Here is a 21,227-nt window from a genome sequence, read left to right as displayed (position 1 = left end):
CGCAGTCCGTCCACGACTGCGCCCGCGCGCGCACCCGGCCCAGCTGATCTTCGACCCCCGGGCCGGCTGATGGCCGCGCTGTTCCCCGCCCTGCTGGCGGTGCTGGCCGCCGGCCTGGGCCGCGGCCTGCGGCTGGCCTGGCGGATCGCCGTCACCACCGAACTGCTCCGGCTCGCCGTGCTCGGCCTTGAAGTCGATTACTTCGTCGAGGCGATGGCCCTGCCGGTGCTGATCCTCGCGCTCCTGCTGGCCACCCGTCAGCGGTTCCGCCTCGGCCCGGACGACGGTGTCGGCCGCCGGCTGGTCGCCGTCGTCGGCACCACCGCGCTGGCCGTCGGCGCGGCCTACCGGGGCCTCGGGATGGCCGTCGCCGACCGGTTCGAGCCCGGAGCGACCCGTGGTGCCTGCTCCACGGGCTGCCCGCCCGGCTCCTGCCGCCCGCCTACAACGACCTCGCCCCCGACCACCCGATCGCCCTCGACGGCGTCGCCCTGCTGGACGACCTGTTCACGCCCGAGGGCCAGGCGCGGCGGATCGACAGACTGCTGGCCGGACACCGGGCCGGCACGGCTTGGCCCGGCGTCGTGCTCGCCGGCGACCACCTGATCGGGCAGGTCACCGTGGGCGGCATCCTGTCGCAGCCGTCACCTGCGCCGCGGCTCGGTCGGATACTGGATCGGCAGCGTCGCCCGGAACCGAGGCCACGCCGGGCGCGCCGTCGGGCTCGCGGTCCGGGTGATGACCGACCAACTCGGACTGCACCGCGTCGAGGCGGCCACCAACCTGGAGAACCTGCCGTCGCAGCGCGTGCTCCGCCGCAACGGGTTCAGCCCGTACGGCGTCGCCCATTCCTCGATCCTCCTCGACGGGCGCTGGCAGGATGCGCTGCTGTGGGAGCGACTCCTCGACCAATAGGGCCGGCAGATTGCGTTCACGCGGATCTGGACCACGGCTGCATCGAGGTCAGGGATCCGAACGCCGACGAGGACTGGTGCGGGAGACCCTCGCGGCGGAGGGGAGCTCGTGGGAGCGGCGGGTCAGTGCTTCGCCGTGAGGTCGCGGACGCTTCGGCCGAGGCCGTCCGGGAGTTGGTCGAGGGTCAGGGCGGTGGCGCCTTGCAGATCTGTGCCGGACGGCGGGTCGACGGCGATGAAGCGGATCTGCGAGGCGCCCTTGGCGACGGCGGGCAGTGCGCCGTCGAACGCCGCGCCGGCGGTGACGATCATGGTGCAGCGCTGGGCGACCAGGCCGGACAGATAGGGGGCCGCCGCGGTCGCGTCCTTGACGGGAACCACGAGCTGCTGGGCGTTGACCTGGCTGGCGGTGCTGGTCCGTTGAAGGACCGCCCAGGTCTGCTGGACGAGTGGGGCGGAGGCCGCCGAATCGTCGGCGGCCAGGCAGACCGACGGGCGGCCCGAGTAGTCGTTCGCAGCGACCTTCGCCGAAGCCTCGTCAGCGCCGTGCGGCCAGAGCCAGACCGCCAGGGCCGTGCCCAGCAGCGCAGCAGCGACCGCGGCGGCCAGCACGAGGGCGCGAGGGGACTGCAGGGGAGAGGGGATCTTCACGGGACTGTTGGTTCCTGTTCGTGGAGGCGTGGTGCGGCCGGAACGGGCCTCGGATCGTCGGGCTGGGTGACGCAGGCGGGTCGCGGCCGGTGGCGTCAGGACGATACCGCGGAAGCGAAGTCTGCCGGCGGGGGCTGCCGGTCCGGGCTTCCCCGGTCCAAGAGTCGCCAGTCGGGGCATCGCGGGCCCGAGCCAACTGCACCTCTGACGAGGGGATCCAGGGTGGATTCGTTGGGTGTGGGCGCATCGTGTCCGAATATGCGGCTATTTGAAGAGAATCAGTGTAATTGGTAGGTGTGGATTGAAGTAAAAAGATCGCAAAAAATTTAATGAAACTCATCGGATCTTTCGGGCGAACCCAGAGGGAGGCGGACAAGCGGGGGCATTTTCCTGAGTGCGCGCTCGAGTGATCGTCCGCTATCTAATAGGTCGCCGTCGCCGTCTGGATGCCGGCGACCGGCTTGTTGGGGTGGGGATTTCGGTGCGTCGTTCGTGGCTTCTTGCTGTCCTGGTGCGGTTCGGCTCCGACGATTCGTCCCGTCGCCGGGGCCACGGTGCGCGGTGGACGGCGAGGACAGCCGTGCGACGGGTGTCGCTGCTGCTGGGCCTCGTCATGATGCTGACGCTGGGTACCGAGAACGCCCTCGCGTTCGCCGCGGGCCAGGCGCCGTCCCCGCAGAACCATCAGCAGGTGCGCACGCCCGAGCAGTTGGGCGGGTCGGCGGACGGGCAGGGCTCGTCGCAGACGTCCCGGAACGCGGCGGTGGGGGATGCGCGCAAGCACGCTCCGGGTGTGGGCGAGCTGAGCCCCGAGGACGACGGTCGCCAGCCGGCAGACCCGAAGTCCTCGCTCGGGCAGCAGCCCGTTCCCGCCGGCAAGGAGGCCGGGCAGCCGGACGGCCTCAAGACCAGGGACCGCTCCGGCGGTCACGCCGGCAAGGACGCCCGGGACGAGGGCGGACAGCCCGCCACGACCACTCCCGGCCCGACCCCCGACGGCGTGGAGGACCTCGGCAAGCGCACCGAGAGCACCTCGGTCTTCACCAACCCGGACGGCAGCAAGACCGTCCGCGTCTACTCGCGCCCCGTCCACTACAAGGCCGCCGACGGCAGCTGGGCCGACATCGACACCACCCTGTCGCAGACCCGCACCGGTCGTTGGCGCGAGGCGGCCAACGACCAGGACGTCACCTTCGCGTCGAGCTCGAACGCGGCCGAGGTGCTCCGCTGGCAGCTCGACGCCGCCCACCAGGTCTCATACGGCCTGAAGGACGCCGCCCCGGTGACCGGCCGGGTCACGGGGGAGCAGCTGACCTACCCCGCGGCGCGCCCCGGGGCGGACGTGGTCTACAACGGCATGGCGCAGGGCATCAAGGAGTCGCTGGTCCTGCACGACGCCTCCGCGCCCGCCGTCTGGGACTTCCCGCTCGTGCTGACGGGGATGACCGCGTCCGTCGGCGCCGCCGGGCAGGTGGACTTCCGGGACGAGAAGGGCGACGTCCGGCTCACCATCCCGACCGGCTTCATGGAGGACTCTCGGATCGACCCGGCCTCCGGTGACGGGGCGCGCACCGGCGGCGTCACGTACTCGCTGGTGACCGAGGGCAGTGCCCAGATCCTGCGGATGTCCCTGGACACGGCCTGGCTGAAGGACCCGAAGCGGGTCTACCCGGTCAAGGTCGACCCGACGACCACCAGCGGCATCAACGTCGGCAGGTCGACGTTCGTTCAGAACACCGCCAAGGCCAACAACTCCGCCGACTCCACGCTGCGGATCGGTACCTACGACGGCGGCGCCGACCGGTTCAACAGCTACCTGCACTTCCCGGCAGTCGCGAACATTGGCGTCAACTACGTCGAGGCAGTCACCCTCAACCTCAACAACACGCACTCCTACGAGTGCTCGCCGCACCCGGTGAACGTCAGTCAGATCACCAGCGGCTGGGACCCGAACACCATCAACACCTACCCGGGCCTGTCGATCGGCCAGCAGCTCGGCTCCCGGAACTGGTCGCACGGCGACACCTGCGGCGGCGCGGCCTGGGACTGGGTGAGCCTCGGCGGCAGCCACGGCGACGCGGGCGTGCAGCTCGTGGAGAGTTGGGCGCACGGCGGCGCGAACTACGGGCTCGCCGTCACCACCAGCAACACCGACTCCTACAGCTGGAAGAAGTTCGCCAGCGTCAACACCGGCTACCCGCCCTACCTGTCCATCGTGTACAGCGACTGGGCGGCGTCCTACAACGTCGACGCGAACTACGTGCCGCCGACCGCCACCACCGCCGGCTCGCAGCGGGTCACCATGACCGACCTCGCCGCGAACTGGTGGAACTCGACCAGCATGCAGCTCAAGGCCCGCATCTTCGACGGGAACTGGGTCGAGCAGAACGTCAACGCCCCACTGGTCGGTGTCTCCGGCCTGGTGCGCACCGGTGAGTCCGTCACCGTCACCGGCGTCATCCCGCCGCTGCCCGCCAACACGTCGTACATCCTGTGCTGGGACGGCTACGTCGGCGGCACCACCTCGCTGCGGGACTCCTACGGTGTGCCGCCGTCCGTGTGCAGGTGGATCACCAGCAGCAACGTGGCGCCGCAGATCGACGTTGTCGAACCGCTCGCCGGAACGGCCGTCGGCACCTTGTCGCCGCACCTGTACGCCACCGGGCACGACCCCGACAACAGCCCCGGAACCGGAGTCGACTACGACTTCAAGGTCTATACCAACCCTTCGCTCGGCAGCCCGCAGCTGCTCGCCGAGTCCGGCTGGCAGCCGTCCACCTCGTGGCGGGTTCCGGTCGGCGTGCTGGCGTGGAACTCCTCCTACCTGTGGACGGTGAAGGCAGGCGATCACCTGGGCGAGAGCCTCGACTCCCAGCCCATCGGGTTCACCACGTCCGTGCAGCAGCCGCTGGTCACCTCGCGCATCGGCGGCGCGGTCGGCAACGGCACCACCCCGAGCTTCGACCCGCAGGCGGGCAACTACACCACCAGCGCCTCCGACGCCGCCGTCGCCGCGGTCGGCCCTTCCCTGTCGGTCGGTCGCACCTACAACTCGCTCGACCCGCGCACCGGTTCGCTGTTCGGGGCCGGCTGGTCGTCGTCGTACGACTTGGGCGTCGTCCCGGAGGCCGACGGCGGGGGAGGCGTGGTGCTGACCACGGCCAACGGCCGCACCGAACGCTTCGGACGCAACGACTTCCAGCTCACCCAGCTCGCGACGGCGGGCGACCAGACCGGAGACGGCATCGACGACGCGGTCGCCGTCGACTCCAGCACCGGCAAGCTGTGGGTCTACCCGGGCCCCGACTTCTCCCAGGCCAAGCGGCGCTGGCTGGGCGAAGGCTGGAACGGCGTGTCGCAGATCGCGGGCGGCGACCTGAACGGCGACGGCGTCGGCGACGTGATCGCCGTGGCCAACTGGAACGGCGCACTGAACCTCTACTCCGGCCAGAGCGGCTCCAACCTGGGCGCGATCACCACGATCGGCGCCAGCGGCTGGAACGGCATGCAGTACGTGACGATCACCCCGCCGCTCGCCGCCGACGGAAAGAAGGACGTCGTCGCCGTCGAGACGTCGACCGGCTTGATGTACGCGTACCCGGTGGCCGCGGACGGGAGCCTCGGCGCACGGGTCTACATCGGCAACGGCTGGGTCGGCTTCGTCGACGTGATCGGCGGCGACTTCAACCACGACGGACACGGCGACCTCGCCGCCCTCCGCACCGACGGCACTCTCCGCCTCTACCCCGGCACCGGCAACGCCACCCTCGGCACCTCAACCATGGGAAGCCCGACCGACCTCGCCACCGGCTGGCAGAACCTGCGCGACCTGACCCCCGTCAACGGCATCCCCGGCGACACCGGCACCGACATCCTCGCCGTGGACCGGACCACCGGCGTCCAGTACCTGTACCACAACGGCGGCACCACGCCGTGGCCCGCGGGCAACCGCACCACCACCGGCATGCCCCTCTACACGTCGCCGGCCGGCGAGTTCGAGACCCTCGCCGCGAACCCCGGCACCGGATTCACCCTCGCGGACAAGACCGGCACCGTCTACACCTTCGCCCAGCCCTCCGGTGACGGCTACCGGCTGTCGCAGATCACCGACCGTCAGCAGCACACCCAGCTGCTGCACTACGCCGGCGGCAAGCTCGACTCCGCCACCGACCAGGCGTCCGGCCGCGCGCTGCACTTCACCTGGACCGCCGACGGCAAGCACATCGCCAGCGTTTTCACCGACCCCGCGGTCGGCACCGACTGGAACACCGCACAGACGTGGACCTACACCTACGACAGCGCGAACCCCGACCGGCTCACCCAGGTCTGCACCCCGCCCGCCGGCACCAACACCGCCCGCCCCTGCACCACCTACACCTACAGCCCGGGATCGCACTTCCGCACCACCGTGATGGACGCCGGCCCGGCCTCGTACTGGCGGCTCGGCGACGCGGCCGGAGCGACCGGCGCCGCCAGCGAGAACATCGCCAACCAGGGTGCCGACAAGGGCGCCTACACCTCCGTCGTCCTCGGCACCGGCACCGGCCCGCTCAGCGGCTCCGCCACCACCGTCGGTACCTTCGACGGCACCGCCTCCTCCGTCGCACTGCCCAACGGAAGTCTCCGCAACAGCTACCTCGCCGTCGGACTCTGGTTCAAGTCCACCAGCCCCGGCGCGCTGGTCGGCTACCAGAACCAGCCGCTCGGAACCGCCCCGTCGCACGCCTCCCAACCGCTGTACATCGGCACCGACGGCAAACTCCGGGGCGAGTTCTACGGCACCGCCATCGGCTTCAACCCGATCACGTCCACCACCGCCGTCACCGACGGAAAGTGGCACTACGCCGTCCTCTCCGGGGCCGGCGACACCCAGACCCTGTACCTGGACGGCGCGCCCGTCGGCACCCTCAACGGGGCCATCGACCACCTCGACACCGACTTCACCTACCTCGGCGCCGGCTACACCCAGGGCATCCCCTGGCCCGCCGCGCCCGCGCCAGGCACCGCCGGCGTCAACCACCTGAACGGACAGCTCGCCGAAGCCGCGGTCTACCCGCACGCCCTCGGCGCACCCGCCGTCGCCGCGCAGTGGGCCGCCGCCCAGCAGCCCTCCGCCGAACTGACCAGCCTCGCCCTCCCGTCGGGCAAGACCAAGCTCGCCGTCACCTACGACGCCGTCAACGACCGCGCCACCCAGTACACCGACGACATCGGGGGCGTCTGGAAGCTGAACCAGCCCACTGTCAGCGGCAGCGAGCAGCAGTACCGCTCCGCGGTCCTCTCGTCGCGGCCGTCGGGCTACTGGCGTCTCTCCGAGGGCACGGCCAGCCAGGCCTTCAACACTGTCGCCCCGGCGCGGACGACACCCGACAACGGCACCTACTCCAACGTCGCGCTCGGCGCGGCCGGTCCGATCAGCGGCACCACCTCCGCGGGCTTCGACGGCACCACCTCGTGGGCCGAACTGCCCGCCGCCCACGTGCCCACCACCGGAACCGGCGCGCTGGCCCTCTGGTTCAAGACCACCAAGCCCGGCGTCCTGCTCGGCTACCAGTCCTTCCCCCTCGGCACCACCCCCGCCAGCGGCCTTTCATGGAACCCGGCGTTGTACGTCGGTACCGACGGCAAGCTCCACGGCCAGTTCTGGACCGGCGACGCGAGCAAGACGATGGCCGGCAGCCCCACCGTCACCGACGGCAACTGGCACCAGGCCGTCCTGTCCGCTGACACCCCCACCACCCAGACCCTGTCCCTCGACGGCCAAACGGTCGCCACGCTCACCGGGGCCATCCAGCCCAACGGCGCCTCCAACCACGTCTACCTCGGCGCCGGCGCCGTCAGCAGCGGCTGGCCCAACTCCCCGACCGGCGACGCCTCCGGCCACTTCACCGGCCAGATCGCCGACGTCGCCGCCTTCGACCACGGCATCAACGCCGCCGCCCTCTACGGCCAGGCGGCCAACGGCGCCACCGCCTACGACGCCGCCGTCGTCGACGCCCACCCCTCCGGCTACTGGCGCCTGAACGACACCAGCGGCAACCAGGCCGCCGAACTGCTCACCTCCCAGGCCCAAGCCCAGAACCAGGGCAGCTACTCCAACACCGCGCTGAACGCCGGCGGCCCCTACGGCACCGGCAACAGCACGGCCGCGACGTTCAACGGCACCACGTCCTACGTGAAGCTGCCCGCCGGGGCCGTGCCCCGCACCGGCGGCAGCGCCAGCGTCGAGGTCTGGTTCAAGACCGGCGCCGCCGGCGTCGTCTACGGCACCCAGTCCTTCCCGCTCGGCGGCAGCGCCACCGGCCAAGCCTGGAACCCCACCCTCTACGTGGGCACCGACGGCAAGCTGCACGGCGGACTGTGGACCGGCAGCGCCGCCAACACCGCCGTCTCCGCCACCGCGGTCAACGACAACAGCTGGCACCATGCGGCCCTGACCGTCGCGGGCTCCGGCTCGACCAACATCCAGCAGCTGTACGTCGACGGCGTCGCCAGCGGAAGCCCCGTCACCGGCACCACCCGGTACAACGGCGACCAGTACGTGTACCTCGGAGCCGGCACCACCAGCAGCGGCTTCCCCGCCGTCCCGGCGGACGCCAGCGGCCACTTCAACGGCCAGATCGCCGACTTCGCTTACTACGACTACACCCTGTCCGCCACCTCCATCAGCCGCCACTACACGTACGCCACCGCCCCCGCCGGCGGCGCCGGCAGCCAATCCGCCAACTACCGCAGCGGCGTCACCAACAACAACCCGGCCGGCTACTGGCGCCTGAACGACCCCGCCGGCGCGACCATCGCCCAGGACACCCTCGGCAGCGCCCTGCCCAACCAGGACCACGGCACCTACACCAGCACCACCAATGCCGTCGCCGGCCCCTCCGGCAGCAGCGACGGCACCGCCGTCGCCTTCAACGGCACCACCTCCTCGCTCCAACTGCCCGCCTCCGCGGCCCCTGTCCGAGGCGCCAACAGCATCGAGCTGTGGTTCAAGACCGCGGCCTCCGGCGTGCTGTACGGCTACCAGTCGTTCCCGATCGGAGCCGCCCACACTGCCGGCGTCGACCAGTGGAACCCGGCGCTGTACATCGGCACCGACGGAAAGCTCTACGGCGCCCTGTGGACCGGCGACGGGGCCAACGCCCTGGCCTCCGCCAAGACCGTCAACGACAACACCTGGCACCACGCCGTCCTCGCCGGCGACGACAACGGCCAGACCCTCTACCTCGACGGAGCCCAGAGCGCCGCCACCACCGCCAAGCGCACCGTTTACTACAACGGGTCGAGCTACGCGTACGTCGGCGCAGGAACCGCCGAAGGCGGCTGGCCCAACCACCCCACCAGTCCCGACGGGCGCTTCACCGGCACCATCGCCGAAGTCGCCCGCTACCCCTCGGTGCTGGGCGCCGACACGGTCACCGCCCACTACAAGGCCATGGGCAGCGCCAGCAGCCAGACCAAGAGCACCAGCGTCTCCGTCACCGAACCCAACGGCAACACCATGTCGTGGCGCTGGGACACCCGCACCGGCCAGCTCGCCACGTCGAGCGACGGCACCGGAGCCGTCACCCGCTACAGCTACGACACCCACGGCTTCCGGTACAGCGTCACCGACGCCGACGGCCACTCCGTCACCACCGGACACGACGAGCGCGGCAACGCCGTGTCCACCACCACCTGCACCGACGCCGCCCACTGCCACACCTCGTACGCGGCGTACGCGCTCGACGAAGCCAATCCGTTCAACCCGGTCAACGACCGGCTCCTGACGAGCAGTGACGCCCGCGCCGCGAACGCCGCCGACACCACGTACGCCACCACCTACACGTACAACGCACTCGGCGACCCCACCGGCACGGGCACTCCCGCCACCCCCGACTTCCCCACCGGCCGCACCGCCACCACCGCCTACACCACCGGCACCGAGCCGGCCGTCGGCTCCACCGGCACCCAGCCCGCCGCCCTCGTCGCCAGCAACACCGACACCGCCGGCGCCACCACCGCGTACGCCTACGACAGCGCCGGCAACCTCACCCGCACCACCGCCCCCACCGGCGCGGTGACGACCTACAGCTACGACAACCTCGGCCGCCGCACCGCCGCCACCACCACCTGCACCGACTGCGGAGCAGGCGCGACCGCCACCGCCACCTACACGTGGGACGGCCTCAACAACCCGCTGACCCAGACCGACCCCGCCACCACCGACGCCGTCACCGGCACCGTCCACACCCGCAAGACCGCCACCGCCTACGACAGCGACGGCAACCCCACCGCGCAGACCGTCTCCGACACCACCGGCGGCGACACCCCCCGCACCACCACCTGGACGTACAACGCCCACAACCAGCTGTACAAGACCACCGACCCGGAAGGCCACACCACCAGCTACGGCTACGATCCGGCGGGCAACACCACCGGTGTCACCGACCCCGCGGGCACCATCTGGTCCTACAGCTTCGACGCCGCCCACCGCCTGCTGCGCACCAGCATCTGGAACTACACGGGAAGCCCCCTCGACCCCGTCCCGTCCCGGTTCCAGGCCCTCGAATCCCGGGCCTACGACCCCGCCGGACGCCTGGCCACCGTCACCGACGCGATGGGCCGCACCACCCACACCTACTACAACGACGACAACACCGTCGCCGAGGTCGACCTCGACGGTTACCGCAACACCGACGGCACCCAGCGCACCATCGTCCTGCAGCAGAACAGCTACGACGCCGCAGGTCGACCGACCCAGCAGACCGCCGGCGGCGGAAAGGCCACCGTCGTCACCGTCTACGACGCCGCCGGCCGCACCACCTCCACCACCCTCGACCCCGGCGGCCTGAACCGCACCGCCACGTACACCTACGACGCCGCCGGTCGCGTCCTCAGCACCACCGCCACCGGCGGCAGCCTCACCCAGCGCATCGAGAACACCTACAACTCCGCCGGCCTCCTGCTGACCGAGACCGTCAAGGGCGCCGGCACCGACGCCGTCACCAGCCACACCTACAACCAGCTCGGCCGACGCACCAGCACCACCACCCCGAACGGCCACGCCGTCGGCGCCGACCCGGCCGCCTACACCAGCACCCAGGCCTACGACACCGCCGGCCGGCCCACCGTCACCACCGGACCGCTCGTCACCGCCGAGACCTACGACCCGGCGACCCGCACCACCGCTCCCGTCGCCGTCAGGGCCGTCACCACCACCGGCTACGACTCGTTCGGCGACGTCACCGCCACCCGGGACCCGCTCGGCACCGTCACCACCAACACATACGACCTCGACGGCCGCCGCACCGCTACCACCGGTTCCGCCTACACCGACCCCCGCACCGGTACCACCTTCACGCCCACCGTGGCCACCGCCTACGACGCCCTCGACCGCATCACCTCCAGCACCGTCGACCCGAGCGGTCTCGCCCTCACCACCGCCAGCCGATACGACCAACTCGGCAACCTCGTAGAACGGAAGCAGCCGGCCGTCGCCGGCACCACCCCGACCTGGACCTACACGTACGACCTGGAGAGCGAACCGCTCGCCGCCGTCAGCCCGATGGGAGGCCGCACCGAGGCCACCTACGACGACCTCGGCCGGCGCATCACCGCCACCCAGATCGAGCGCCAGCCCACACCCGTCGCCCTGACCAGCACCTTCGGCTACGACGACGCCGGCAACCAGACCACCTCCACCCTGCCCAAGGGCGGCACCACCAAGACCACCTACGACGCCGCCGGACAACAGCTCACCGTCACCGACCCGGCAGGGCTGACCACCCGCACCGACTACGACGCCCTCGGCCGGCCGCAGAAAACCGCCCTCCCCGACGGCACCGCCAGCACCACCGCGTACGACGCCCTCGGCAACGCCGTCGCCACCAGCCAACTCGACACGGCCGGCACCACCATCGGCACCTCCTACGCCACCTACGACCTGCAAGGCGCCTCCACCGGCAGCACCGACCGCATCACCAACCAGGCCGACAGCGCCGCGCACACCACCAGCCGCACCTACGATCCGGCGGGCAACCTGATCCGCCAGGTCGAACCCGTGGGCCCGCAGTCCACCATCACCACTACCTTCGGCTACGACGCCGCCGGCCACCGCACCCGCTTCACCAACGGCATGAACAAGGCCACCTACTACACCTACAACCAGCTGGGCCTGCCCGAAGCCACCGTCGAACCCGCCACCACGGCCGCCCCGGGAGCCGCCGACAGCGCCTTCACGACCAGCTACGACACCGCCGGCCGCGCCACCGCCCTCACCGAACCCGGCGGCATCCTGCGCCAGCGGAGCTACGACCCGCTGGGGCGCATCACCCAGGAGACCGCCACCGGCGCCGAGGTCGCCACCCCCACTCGGACCCTCGGCTACGACCTCGAAGGCCGCCTCACCAGCGCCACCGCCCCCACCGGCACCAACACCTACACCTACAACGACCGCGGAAGCGTGCTCACCGCGACCGGCCCCGGCGGAAACTCCGGCTACAGCTACGACGCCGACGGCAACATGACGGGGCGCACCGACGCCGCCGGCACAGCCGCCTTCACCTACGGCACTGCCGACCAGTTGCTCACAGCGGCCGACCCGTTGACCGGGACCACCATCGGCTACGACTACGACACCGCAGGACGACTCAAGACCACGCGGTACGGCACCGGCGGATCGACCCGGAACTACGGCTACGACCTCACCGGCCGGCTCGCGACCGACACCGTCAAGAACCCCGCGGGCAGCACCGTCTCCTCCCTCGCCTACACCTTCGACGCCAATGGCCGGATCACCGGAAAGACCGCCACCGGCACCGCCGGAGCGGCGCAGAACACCTACGCCTACGACCTCGCCGGCCGGCTCATCTCCTGGAAGAGCGGAAGCACCACAACCGCCTACACCTGGGACGCGGCCGGCAACCGGACCAGCGCCGGGGGCGTCAGCAGCATGTACGACGAACGCAACGAACTCCTCGACGACGGAGCCAACAGCTACACCTACACGCCCCGCGGCACGCTCAACAGCCAGACCGTCCACGGGGCCCAGCCGTCCGCCGTCCAGTTCGACGGCTTCGACCGGATGACCGTCCGCGGGCCGGTCAGCTACACCTACGACTCACTCGACCGTGTCACCCAGGCCGGCCCCGCGACGTTCACCTACGACGGCGGCTCCACCAACAAGGTCTCCGACGGAACCTCGCGCTACAGCCGTACCCCTGACGGCGGCCTGCTGGCCGCCGCGGGCACCACCACCGGCGGCGCCCGCCTGGAGATCACCGACGCCCACACCGACGTCGTCGCCGCCCTCGACCCCACCACCAACACCCTCAGCAGCAGCACCGCGTACGACCCCTTCGGCAAGCCCACGGCCAGAGCCGGAACCGGAACGGCGGTCGGCTACCAGAGCGCCTGGACCGACCCCACCACCGGCGACGTCGACATGGCCGCCCGCTGGTACCAGCCCGGCACCGGAACCTTCACCGCCCGCGACTCCTGGAGCCTCAACCCCAGCCCCTCCATCCAGGGCAACCGGTTCGCATACGCCGGTGGAGACCCGCTCGACGGCACGGACCCGTCGGGACACTGCTGGATCCCCGGCTGCGACCGGATCAGCAAGGCGGCCAAGAAGGCCGGCAGCATGTGGGTCAGCGGAATGGAGGCCGAGGGACGCGCCCTCCAGAAGGCCGGCAGCATGTGGGTCAGCGCAATGAAGGCCGAGGCGCGCGCCTACGAGAGCTTCCTGACCTGGGAGTTCGACCTGGTCTTCGGGACGTCGAACGCCATCGGCTCGAACGAGTGCTGCTACGACAGCGGATCGTCCTACGCCTCGGGCGAAAAGGACCAGTTCTGCGACACCCACTGGTGGACCACCCAGTGCGGTGGCAGCGGACGCCTCGGCGGACCGGGCGGCGGCCGCGGAAGCGGTGGTGGCGGAGGTGGCGGTGGCCCCGCCACCAAGTCGCCCCGGAGCCACCCCGGCGTCGACATCCGCAAGCCGCTGCCCGACATTCGGCCCGTCAACGACAAGAATCGGCCCGTCGCCAAGCCGGACCCGCTCACCTGGTTCACCACCGGTGTCATCGCGGTGGCCACCCCGATCGTGACCGCCCTCGTCGGAGGACTCGAAACGTTCGTCGCAGGTGCCGTGGACCTGGCGGTCGACCTGTTCACCGAACCCGCGCCCGAGCCGGAGCCCGCACCGCGTTCCGACCGCAACGAGCGCAAGAAGGGCGACTGCCGGAACGCCTTCGGGGGCGGATGGCGCGAGTACTCGCCCGTGGACGTGACCAACGGAAGCCGCGCCACCGGCGTCACCGCTTGCCTGACCGCCGATTTCATCAAGAATCACGGCAGCCAGACCGAGACGCGGGGCGAAGACGGTATCCGACCTCCCGGATACTTCTGGGCCAACAAGTTCGTCAAGGAACTCGGGAACGGTGATAAAGCGGGGGTACTGGCGAAATGCCTGCCATCTTCTCGCAAATTCCCTCGGGGGCGACGGCGACAGGTACGAAAACCTCGCCACCTGCTCGCGGACCGCGAACAGCTATGCGATCGACAAGCGTGGCCCGGATTATCCGGGAAGGAACATGGACTACTGGGAGAAGAAGGTGGTGAAGGCGGTGCAGGGCGGTCAGATCGTCAGCTACTCGGTCGTTCCCAAGTACAGTGGGAGCGGAGTGGTCCCCATCGGCTTCGAGATGAACGCCGTAGGGTTCGACCCTGCCACCGGAGCGATGACACCGATCGCCACCAACGAATTCGTGCCCAATGTCATGTACAGCCTCCACGACGGAGCGTGGCACAATATGGGCTACTCGTCGCCCTCGGGCCTCGTCTACTGACACGCGCCAACCGGAGGTTGAGATTCTTATGGCACACCCCCTGGAAGGTCTTCTCCACCGTGCCGGGCCGACCGTCGGCAGCACGGTCGACTGGGACGCGGTCACCTCGTCCTATGGTCGCGCCCTGCCGAGCGACTACCAGGAATTCATCAGGATCTACGGCAGCGGATCAATCGAGGACTACCTGGAGATTCTCGGCCCGGCTACGAACAAGGCGGACCTGGACGGGGACTTCGTCTCGCGGCTCCACCCGTCCATGCGGGAACGGTCGGCCGGCGAATGGTGCGATCCCGCCGACGTCGGGCGCTACGACCTCGGCGACATGCTCGTCTGGGGCATCACGGAGGCGGACGTGCTCTGTTGGATCGCCGCCGACCCGGACCCGCAAGCGTGGCCGGTGGCCGTCTACGCGCGGCAGGACGCGGCCTGGTCCGTCTACCCGTTCGGCCTGGTCGAGTTCCTGGTTCGGCTGCTCGGCGACGACTTCGAGAAGTGGCCGGTCAGCGACATCAGCCTCCGTAAGATCTCCGCGCCGCGGTTCCTCCACGCCGAGGACCGGGATCTGTGGGACCAGTGAGGCACGGTCGAGCGCAGCCGGGGAGTTGTTCGGTGCGGCGTGGCCGGGCGCCGATCCGGTAGCGGATCGGCCGACAGTACGGCTTGCCGGTGGCCACGAGGAGGCACGTCGTAGCGGTTCGCGGGGCACAGGTTCCTGCACACCGGGAAGGTGCCGGGGTCGACCCCGGTCGGCTCCTCCCAGGCGGCTCTGGGCCGGTGCCCGGCGGTCAAGAACCGCTGCGCGCTCCAGACACCCAGGAGCAACGACACGGCCGCCGCCCACAACGCCCAGATTCGGTCCGCCATCTCCGAACCGGCCGTCGCCGTTCCGGAGCGGGAAGTAGCCGAAGAGGTCGATGGGGACGCTGTTCTCCTGGCCCACGGAATGTATGGCACAGCTGCAGTCCTCGCTCAAAGTCGGTCGGGCCACGCCTTGTTCGCGGCGCGGAACGCCGTCACGCTCTGGCGAGACATACGCCGCACGTTGTCGCAGGGCGCCCTGGGCCTTGCCCACGGGCGCAGGGGCTCCGGGCGGAGCCGGAGCCGGCGGTCAGGGGCCCGAGGATCCTGCGGCCGATGTCCTCCGCCATGCGCCGGCCCGGACACCGGACCTGATCATCGAGCGCCCGAATGGCTGCGCCGACAGCGGATGCTTCGCGGTTCGGCTTCCGGGAAGCATCGAAGCCGTCGGATTCGAGTGCCGGTCGGCCGGCCAGGATTCGCCGTTCGACTCGGCGTCAGATTGACCATGCTGTGCGGGTGTCGGGTGTCGGGTGTCGGGTGTCGGGCCGCGCGGTCGAAGCGGTGAGGGTGACGCGGCGACAGCTTTGCCGCTGAGTGCTCAGGCGGCGGAGGGCCCTGAGGTACGCAGAATGAATCTCCGCACCAAGAAGGCTCTGGGTGTCTTCCTCAGAGGCATGATCTTCCCCGCCGTCTGGACCGTCTGCGCCGCGGCCGGGGGAGGGCATCGATTCGGGTTCACCTGGGGCTTCCTCGCCGTCGTGGCCCTCTCCTCGGCGATCGCCGGGTACGCGTGGTGGTAGCACGGCGACTCCCCAAGGCGGTGGCTTCGAGGGAGAAGGCGGAGGCCAGGAAGGTCGCCCGGCAGTATTTGAGGTGATCAGCCCGGTGTCCTGTTTTCCGGCCGTCCGCTGCCCAGAACTGCGGGATCCGGGGGCTGCGGGTGCACTTCCCGTACTGGCGTGCGGTGGCGGAACGCCCTTTGGCGGGAGAGAAGTTGCAGACCCCCGGCTGTGCGTGCGACGGTCTTTCCGTGACCGTCTCCGGTGCGGGCGGCGGACGTTTGTCGAGCAGGTCCGGTAACGGCGGGTGGCGAGGTACTCCGCCGGGACTCGGGAAAGCTGCCGCTGCGGTCCGGCGCCGGGCGTGCGGTGGTTCATTCTTGCTGGTCCATGGCGGCGAGCAACTGGCTGGCGCGTCCGTCCGCCGCGGCGAAGGCGAGGTGGTCGTGGTAGTCGCGGGTCTCGACGATCAGGCCGTCCCTGACGCGCAGTACCTGGATGTTCGCGGTGCGGAAGGTGCGGCCGGTGGCGGGGTACAGGCCCTCGTAGTCGAATTCGGCGATCACCACCTCGGGGTCGTCGGTCCCGTGAAGGTGGATGTTCTCGGCGTGCAGGCGGATCGCGTCGTCGGCCCCCAGGGCGGCGAAGCGCTTGCGGAGTTCCTCCCGGCCGTGGATACGGCGTGGCGGGACCGGCGAGAAGACGATGTCCACCTCGGCGTCCTGAGCGTAGAGCTCGGGGAGTTCGCTCCACTTGCCTGCCGAGATGAGGCGTACCAACTGCCCGAAGATCTCGTGCGGCGTAGCTGTTGCAGACTTGGCTGCCCGAGGCGGTCTTCACCGAGCGGGGCACCGGCGCGTCCACCGAGGAGATCGCCCGGGAGGCGAAGGTCGGCATCGCCACCGTGTTCCGACACTTCCCCACCAAGGAAGTCCTGCTGGAAGCGGTGCTCGTCCGGCGATTGGAACAGCTGGCCGAGGAGGGGCGGCGCCTGCTGGCCGAGACCGAGCCGACGCACGCTCTTTTCGCGTTCTTCGACCTGATACTCGATCAGTCTCCCGTCAAGAACGCCTTCGCCGCGGCGCTCGCGGACGCAGGCGTCGATGTCCGGGCCGCCACCTCCGAGGCCGGGCGCGCCCTGCGCGAGGTGCTCGCCGCGCTCCTCGACGGCGCCCAGCAGGCCGGTGTGGTGCGACCGGACCTGGAGGTGCCGGAGCTGACCGCCATCCTGGTGGGCACCTGCCGCATGCTGGAGCACCTGGACGGCCACCCGGAGTCCGCGAAGCGCGCCCGCGCGGTCGTACGCGACGGGCTGTGGGCAGGCGCCGGGAGCGCGGGAGGGCCTTTGGGAGGGCCTTCGTCGCACGGAGGTGCCCGCTCCTGATCGAGGTCCTGGACCGCGTCGACCTCGTTCCCGCGCCCGGCTGCCGCGCAGTCTCGACCGGCTGGCGGGCGGGCACGAGTTCCAGTCGGCCGGGCGCTCCTTCCGCAAGCCGGCCGGCGCTTGGGTTGAAAGCGGCACGCCCGGGTTAGGCGGCACGTCGTGCTGAGACTCCTGTGGATCGTCGGATTGGTGTGCGGGTCGGCCGTCGCTGCGGCGGCGGCCTTCGTGATGTCGCCCTGGTGGTGGCTGGCTGCCGTCCCCGCGCTGGCGCTGACGGCGCTCGCGGGGGCGGATGTCTTGCAGACCCGGCATTCGGTGCTGCGCAACTACCCTGTGCTGGGCCACCTGCGATTCGCGCTGGAGGGCATCCGGCCCGAAGTCCAGCAGTACTTCATCGAGCGCAACGTGGACGGGCGCCCGTTCGACCGCGACACCCGCAGCATCGTGTACGAGCGCGCCAAGGGGACTGACGCGGAGGAGCCGTTCGGCACCGAACTCGACCTGTACGAGAGCGGCCGCGAATTCCTCGTGCCGTCCATGGCTCCGGTCGCCGTGCCCACGCGCGTCCCGAGGGTCCGGGTGGGCGGGCCGGACTGCACCCGGCCGTACGACATGGCGCTGCTCAACGTCTCGGCGATGAGTTTCGGCTCGCTCTCGTCCAACGCGATCCTCGCGCTGAACACCGGTGCCGCGCTGGGCGGCTTCGCCCATGACACCGGCGAAGGCGGCCTGTCCGAGTACCACCTGCAGCCCGGGGGAGACCTGGTGTGGGAGATCGGCACCGGCTACTTCGGCTGCCGCACCCGGGACGGGGACTTCGACCCGGACCTGTTCGCCGAGAAGGCGGCACACCCGCAGGTCGCGTGCGTGTCCCTGAAACTCGGTCAGGGCGCCAAGCCGGGAATCGGCGGTGTCCTGCCCGGCCCGAAAGTCAACGCGGAGATCGCGAAGGTCCGCGGCGTCCCGCAGGGGCGGACCGTCATCTCCCCGCCGTACCACCGGGTGTTCTCCACCCCGCGTGAACTGGTGCGCTTCATCGGCCGGATGCGCGAGCTCGCGGACGGCAAGCCGACCGGCTTCAAGCTGTGCGTCGGCTCCCGCGGCCAGTTCCTCGCGGTCTGCAAGGCCATGCTGGAAGAGGGGATCACACCGGACTTCATCGTCGTCGACGGAGCGGAGGGCGGGACCGGCGCCGCCCCGATGGAGTTCGCCGACCACCTCGGAATGCCCCTCACCGAGGGGCTGATGACGGTGCACAACGCGCTGGTCGGCACCGGGCTTCGCGGCCGAGTCAAGATCGGCGCCAGCGGCAAGGTGGCCACCGGGAGCGACCTGGTGAAGCGGCTCATTCAGGGAGCCGACTACACCAACGCCGCCCGGGCCATGATGTTCGCCCTCGGCTGCATCCAGGCCCAGCGCTGCCACACCAACACCTGCCCGGTCGGCGTGGCCACCCAGGACCCGCGCCGGGCCCGCGCCCTGCACGTCGGCGACAAGTCCCAGCGGGTGCGGCGCTACCAGGAAGCCACCGTCAAGAGCGCCCTGCAGATCATGGCCGCCATGGGAGTCGACGACCCGTCCCAGTTGCACCCGCACATGCTCCAGCGCCGCCTCGATCCCCAGACCATCCGCTCCTACGCGGACCTCCACCCCTGGCTGGAGCCGGGCCAGTTGCTGCAGGACGCGCCCGAATCGTGGGCGCGCGACTGGAACGGCGCCGACCCCGACCGGTTCACCGTCTGACACTTCTGACACTTCGAAGGGACTTCCCGTGACCCGTACCGTCGCCCGCGTGATCGTCGACGCCCTGCAGGAGCTGGGCGTGCGCCACGTCTTCGGCGTCGTCGGCGACGCCCTGAACCCCCTGACCGATGCCATCCGCACCACTGACGGTCTCGACTGGGTCGGCTGCCGCCACGAGGAAGCCGCCGCGTTCGCGGCCGGTGCCCAGTCCCAACTGTCCGGAACCGTCGGCGTGTGCATGGGCACCGTCGGCCCGGGATCGGTGCACCTGCTCAACGGCCTCTACGACGCGGCCAAGAGCCGCACCCCGGTGCTCGCCATCGCCGGACAGGTCCCCTCCGCGGACCTGGGAAGCGACTACTTCCAGGAGGTCGACAACGACCTGCTGTTCCGCGACGTCGCGGTCTTCCGGGCCACCGTCACCTCACCCGACCAACTGCCGAGGATGCTGGAGACCGCCGTACGCTCCGCGGTCGGCGAACGCGGGGTGGCGGTCCTCACCGTTCCCGGGGACCTCGGCGACCAGGAGCTCACCGACGACCGGCCCGCCCGCTTCCCCCACGCCCGCCCCGTCACCCGGCCCGACGACGCCGGAATCCGGGAGGCCGCCGACCTCGTCAACGCCGCCGACCGGGTCACCCTGCTGGTCGGCCAGGGCGCCCGCGACGCCCGTGCACAGGTGCTGGAACTCGCCGAGCACCTGTCCGCACCGATGGTCCTCACGCTCAAGGCCAAGGAGGGCTTCGAGGACGACAACCCCTACCAGGTCGGACAGACCGGCCTCATCGGCAATCCCGCCGCCGTCGAAGCGCTGGACGCCTGCGACACCCTGATCATGCTCGGAACGGACTTCCCCTACCGGGACTGGTACCCCACCGACTGCAAAGTCCTCCAGATCGACCTCCTCGAACGCCACCTCGGCCGCCGAACGCCCGTCGACGTGGGACTGGCCGGCGACACCGGCGCCACCCTGCGCGCCCTCCTGCCCCACCTCCAACCGGCCCGGGACCGCTCGCACCTCAAGTCCGCCCGGGACCACTTCGAACGGTGGACCGCCGACCAGCAGCGCCTGGCGGACCCCGACCACGACCACCGCCTGCTCGGCCGCCTGCGCAGCGCCCTGGACAATCGCGACCACGACGTCCGCCCCGAAGCGCTGGCCGCCGCCGTGAACGCCTGCGCGAGCGACGACGCGATCTTCACCTCCGACACCGGCATGGCCACCGTCTGGCTGTCCCGCTTCGTGACCATGCACGGGCGCCGCCGCCTGCTGGGCTCCTACAACCTGGGTTCGATGGCCAACGCCATGCCGCAAGCCGTCGGCGCCCAACTCTGGGCCCCCGACCGGCAGATCGTGGCGTTCTGCGGCGACGGCGGCCTGAGCATGCTGCTCGGCGACCTGATGACGATCAAGACCTACCGGCTGCCGGTGAAACTCGTGGTCTTCGACAACCGCCGCCTCGGCATGGTCAAACTCGAACAGGAACAAGCCGGCCTCCCGGAGTTCGGCACCGAGCTCGACAACCCCGACTTCGCCGCCGTCGCCACCGCCCTCGGCCTGACCGGCATCCGCATCACCCGGCCATCCGAACTGCGCGACGGTGTCCGGCGGGCCTTCGACACGCCGGGGCCGGTCCTCCTCGATGTCCTGACCAACCCCCAAGAACTGGCAGTCCCCGGCAAGCCGACCGTCCAACAGGGATGGGGCTTCGCGATCGCCAAGATCAAGGAGACCCTCGCCAGCAGCGACTGATCCACCCCTGCGGGTCTCCTCCCGGCCACCGCCGGCAGCACGCGCACGCCCCTGACGTACCCGGCGCGGCCCCGCCGGGTACGTCCCGGCCCGGACCTGGCCCTCCCGTCCCCGGGGAAGCTCGGAGAGCCGGCGGCGACCGTGGTCAGGACGACCGGCAGGTCGAAGGTCCGGGCCGCCTCGGCGAGGCCCACGGCGCTGTTGATGATCGCGGCGCGATCACCGCTGCCGGTGCCGAAGGACATCTGCGGCTGAGCGCCCACGAAGAGCATGACCGCCTTGTCGGGCGTGAGGAGATCCGCGCTCGGCGCAGCCTGCACCTTGGTGATGTCGAACATCGGGGACCAGCGGACCGACCGGCCGGGTTTCCCC

The 21,227-nt window shown here is 70.6% G+C and carries 9 protein-coding genes and 1 pseudogene; 8 read left to right on the top strand and 2 right to left on the bottom strand.

Translation table 11 applies throughout. The annotated features are described in order from the left end of the window. Positions 1 to 69 precede the first annotated feature (69 nt). The gene (locus BX266_RS40615; RefSeq protein ID WP_259465215.1) at positions 70 to 606 is read left to right on the top strand and encodes a hypothetical protein; all 537 of its coding nucleotides are present in this window, start codon (positions 70 to 72) and stop codon (positions 604 to 606) included. Between the two features lie 42 nt (positions 607 to 648). Then, positions 649 to 915, top strand: coding sequence for a GNAT family protein (locus tag BX266_RS40610; RefSeq protein ID WP_310794853.1), 267 nt, complete (start codon positions 649 to 651; stop codon positions 913 to 915). A gap of 122 nt (positions 916 to 1,037) precedes the next feature. On the opposite strand, the gene BX266_RS36495 is transcribed toward BX266_RS40610, so the two are convergent. Next, positions 1,038 to 1,565 (bottom strand): hypothetical protein, encoded by a 528-nt coding sequence (locus BX266_RS36495; RefSeq protein WP_099907055.1) that lies wholly within the window; start codon positions 1,563 to 1,565, stop codon positions 1,038 to 1,040. A 613-nt stretch (positions 1,566 to 2,178) separates the two neighbouring features. On the opposite strand from BX266_RS36495, the pseudogene BX266_RS41030 reads away from it, so the two are divergent. The 3 genes and pseudogenes from BX266_RS41030 to BX266_RS39205 form a co-directional block, all read left to right on the top strand. Next, a pseudogene (locus tag BX266_RS41030) lies at positions 2,179 to 13,122 on the top strand (LamG-like jellyroll fold domain-containing protein); the annotation flags it as partial. Positions 13,123 to 13,987: 865 nt separating this feature from the next. Then, positions 13,988 to 14,395, top strand: coding sequence for a DNA/RNA non-specific endonuclease (locus BX266_RS41380; protein WP_399171335.1), 408 nt, complete (start codon positions 13,988 to 13,990; stop codon positions 14,393 to 14,395). Between the two features lie 1,430 nt (positions 14,396 to 15,825). Then, positions 15,826 to 15,996 (top strand): hypothetical protein, encoded by a 171-nt coding sequence (locus tag BX266_RS39205; protein WP_180290749.1) that lies wholly within the window; start codon positions 15,826 to 15,828, stop codon positions 15,994 to 15,996. 353 nt (positions 15,997 to 16,349) lie between these two features. Here the strand turns inward: BX266_RS39205 and BX266_RS36485 are convergent, their stop codons facing one another. After that, positions 16,350 to 16,754 (bottom strand): nuclear transport factor 2 family protein, encoded by a 405-nt coding sequence (locus BX266_RS36485; RefSeq protein WP_180290750.1) that lies wholly within the window; start codon positions 16,752 to 16,754, stop codon positions 16,350 to 16,352. 29 nt (positions 16,755 to 16,783) lie between these two features. On the opposite strand from BX266_RS36485, the gene BX266_RS36480 reads away from it, so the two are divergent. From BX266_RS36480 to BX266_RS36470, 3 genes are all read left to right on the top strand, one after another. Next, the gene (locus BX266_RS36480; RefSeq protein ID WP_099907062.1) at positions 16,784 to 17,359 is read left to right on the top strand and encodes a TetR/AcrR family transcriptional regulator; all 576 of its coding nucleotides are present in this window, start codon (positions 16,784 to 16,786) and stop codon (positions 17,357 to 17,359) included. A gap of 228 nt (positions 17,360 to 17,587) precedes the next feature. After that, positions 17,588 to 19,102 (top strand): FMN-binding glutamate synthase family protein, encoded by a 1,515-nt coding sequence (locus tag BX266_RS36475; protein WP_099908699.1) that lies wholly within the window; start codon positions 17,588 to 17,590, stop codon positions 19,100 to 19,102. A gap of 28 nt (positions 19,103 to 19,130) precedes the next feature. Further along, positions 19,131 to 20,855 carry a thiamine pyrophosphate-dependent enzyme gene (locus BX266_RS36470; protein WP_099907064.1) on the top strand — a complete coding sequence of 575 codons (1,725 nt, stop codon included), beginning with the start codon at positions 19,131 to 19,133 and terminating at the stop codon, positions 20,853 to 20,855. The last annotated feature ends 372 nt before the right edge of the window (positions 20,856 to 21,227 follow it).

The sequence above is a fragment of the Streptomyces sp. TLI_171 genome, assembly GCF_003610255.1.
Lineage (GTDB): Bacteria > Actinomycetota > Actinomycetes > Streptomycetales > Streptomycetaceae > Kitasatospora.
The sequence above is the reverse complement of the archived record's forward strand: the minus strand, read 5'-3'. Positions and strand labels throughout refer to the sequence as shown.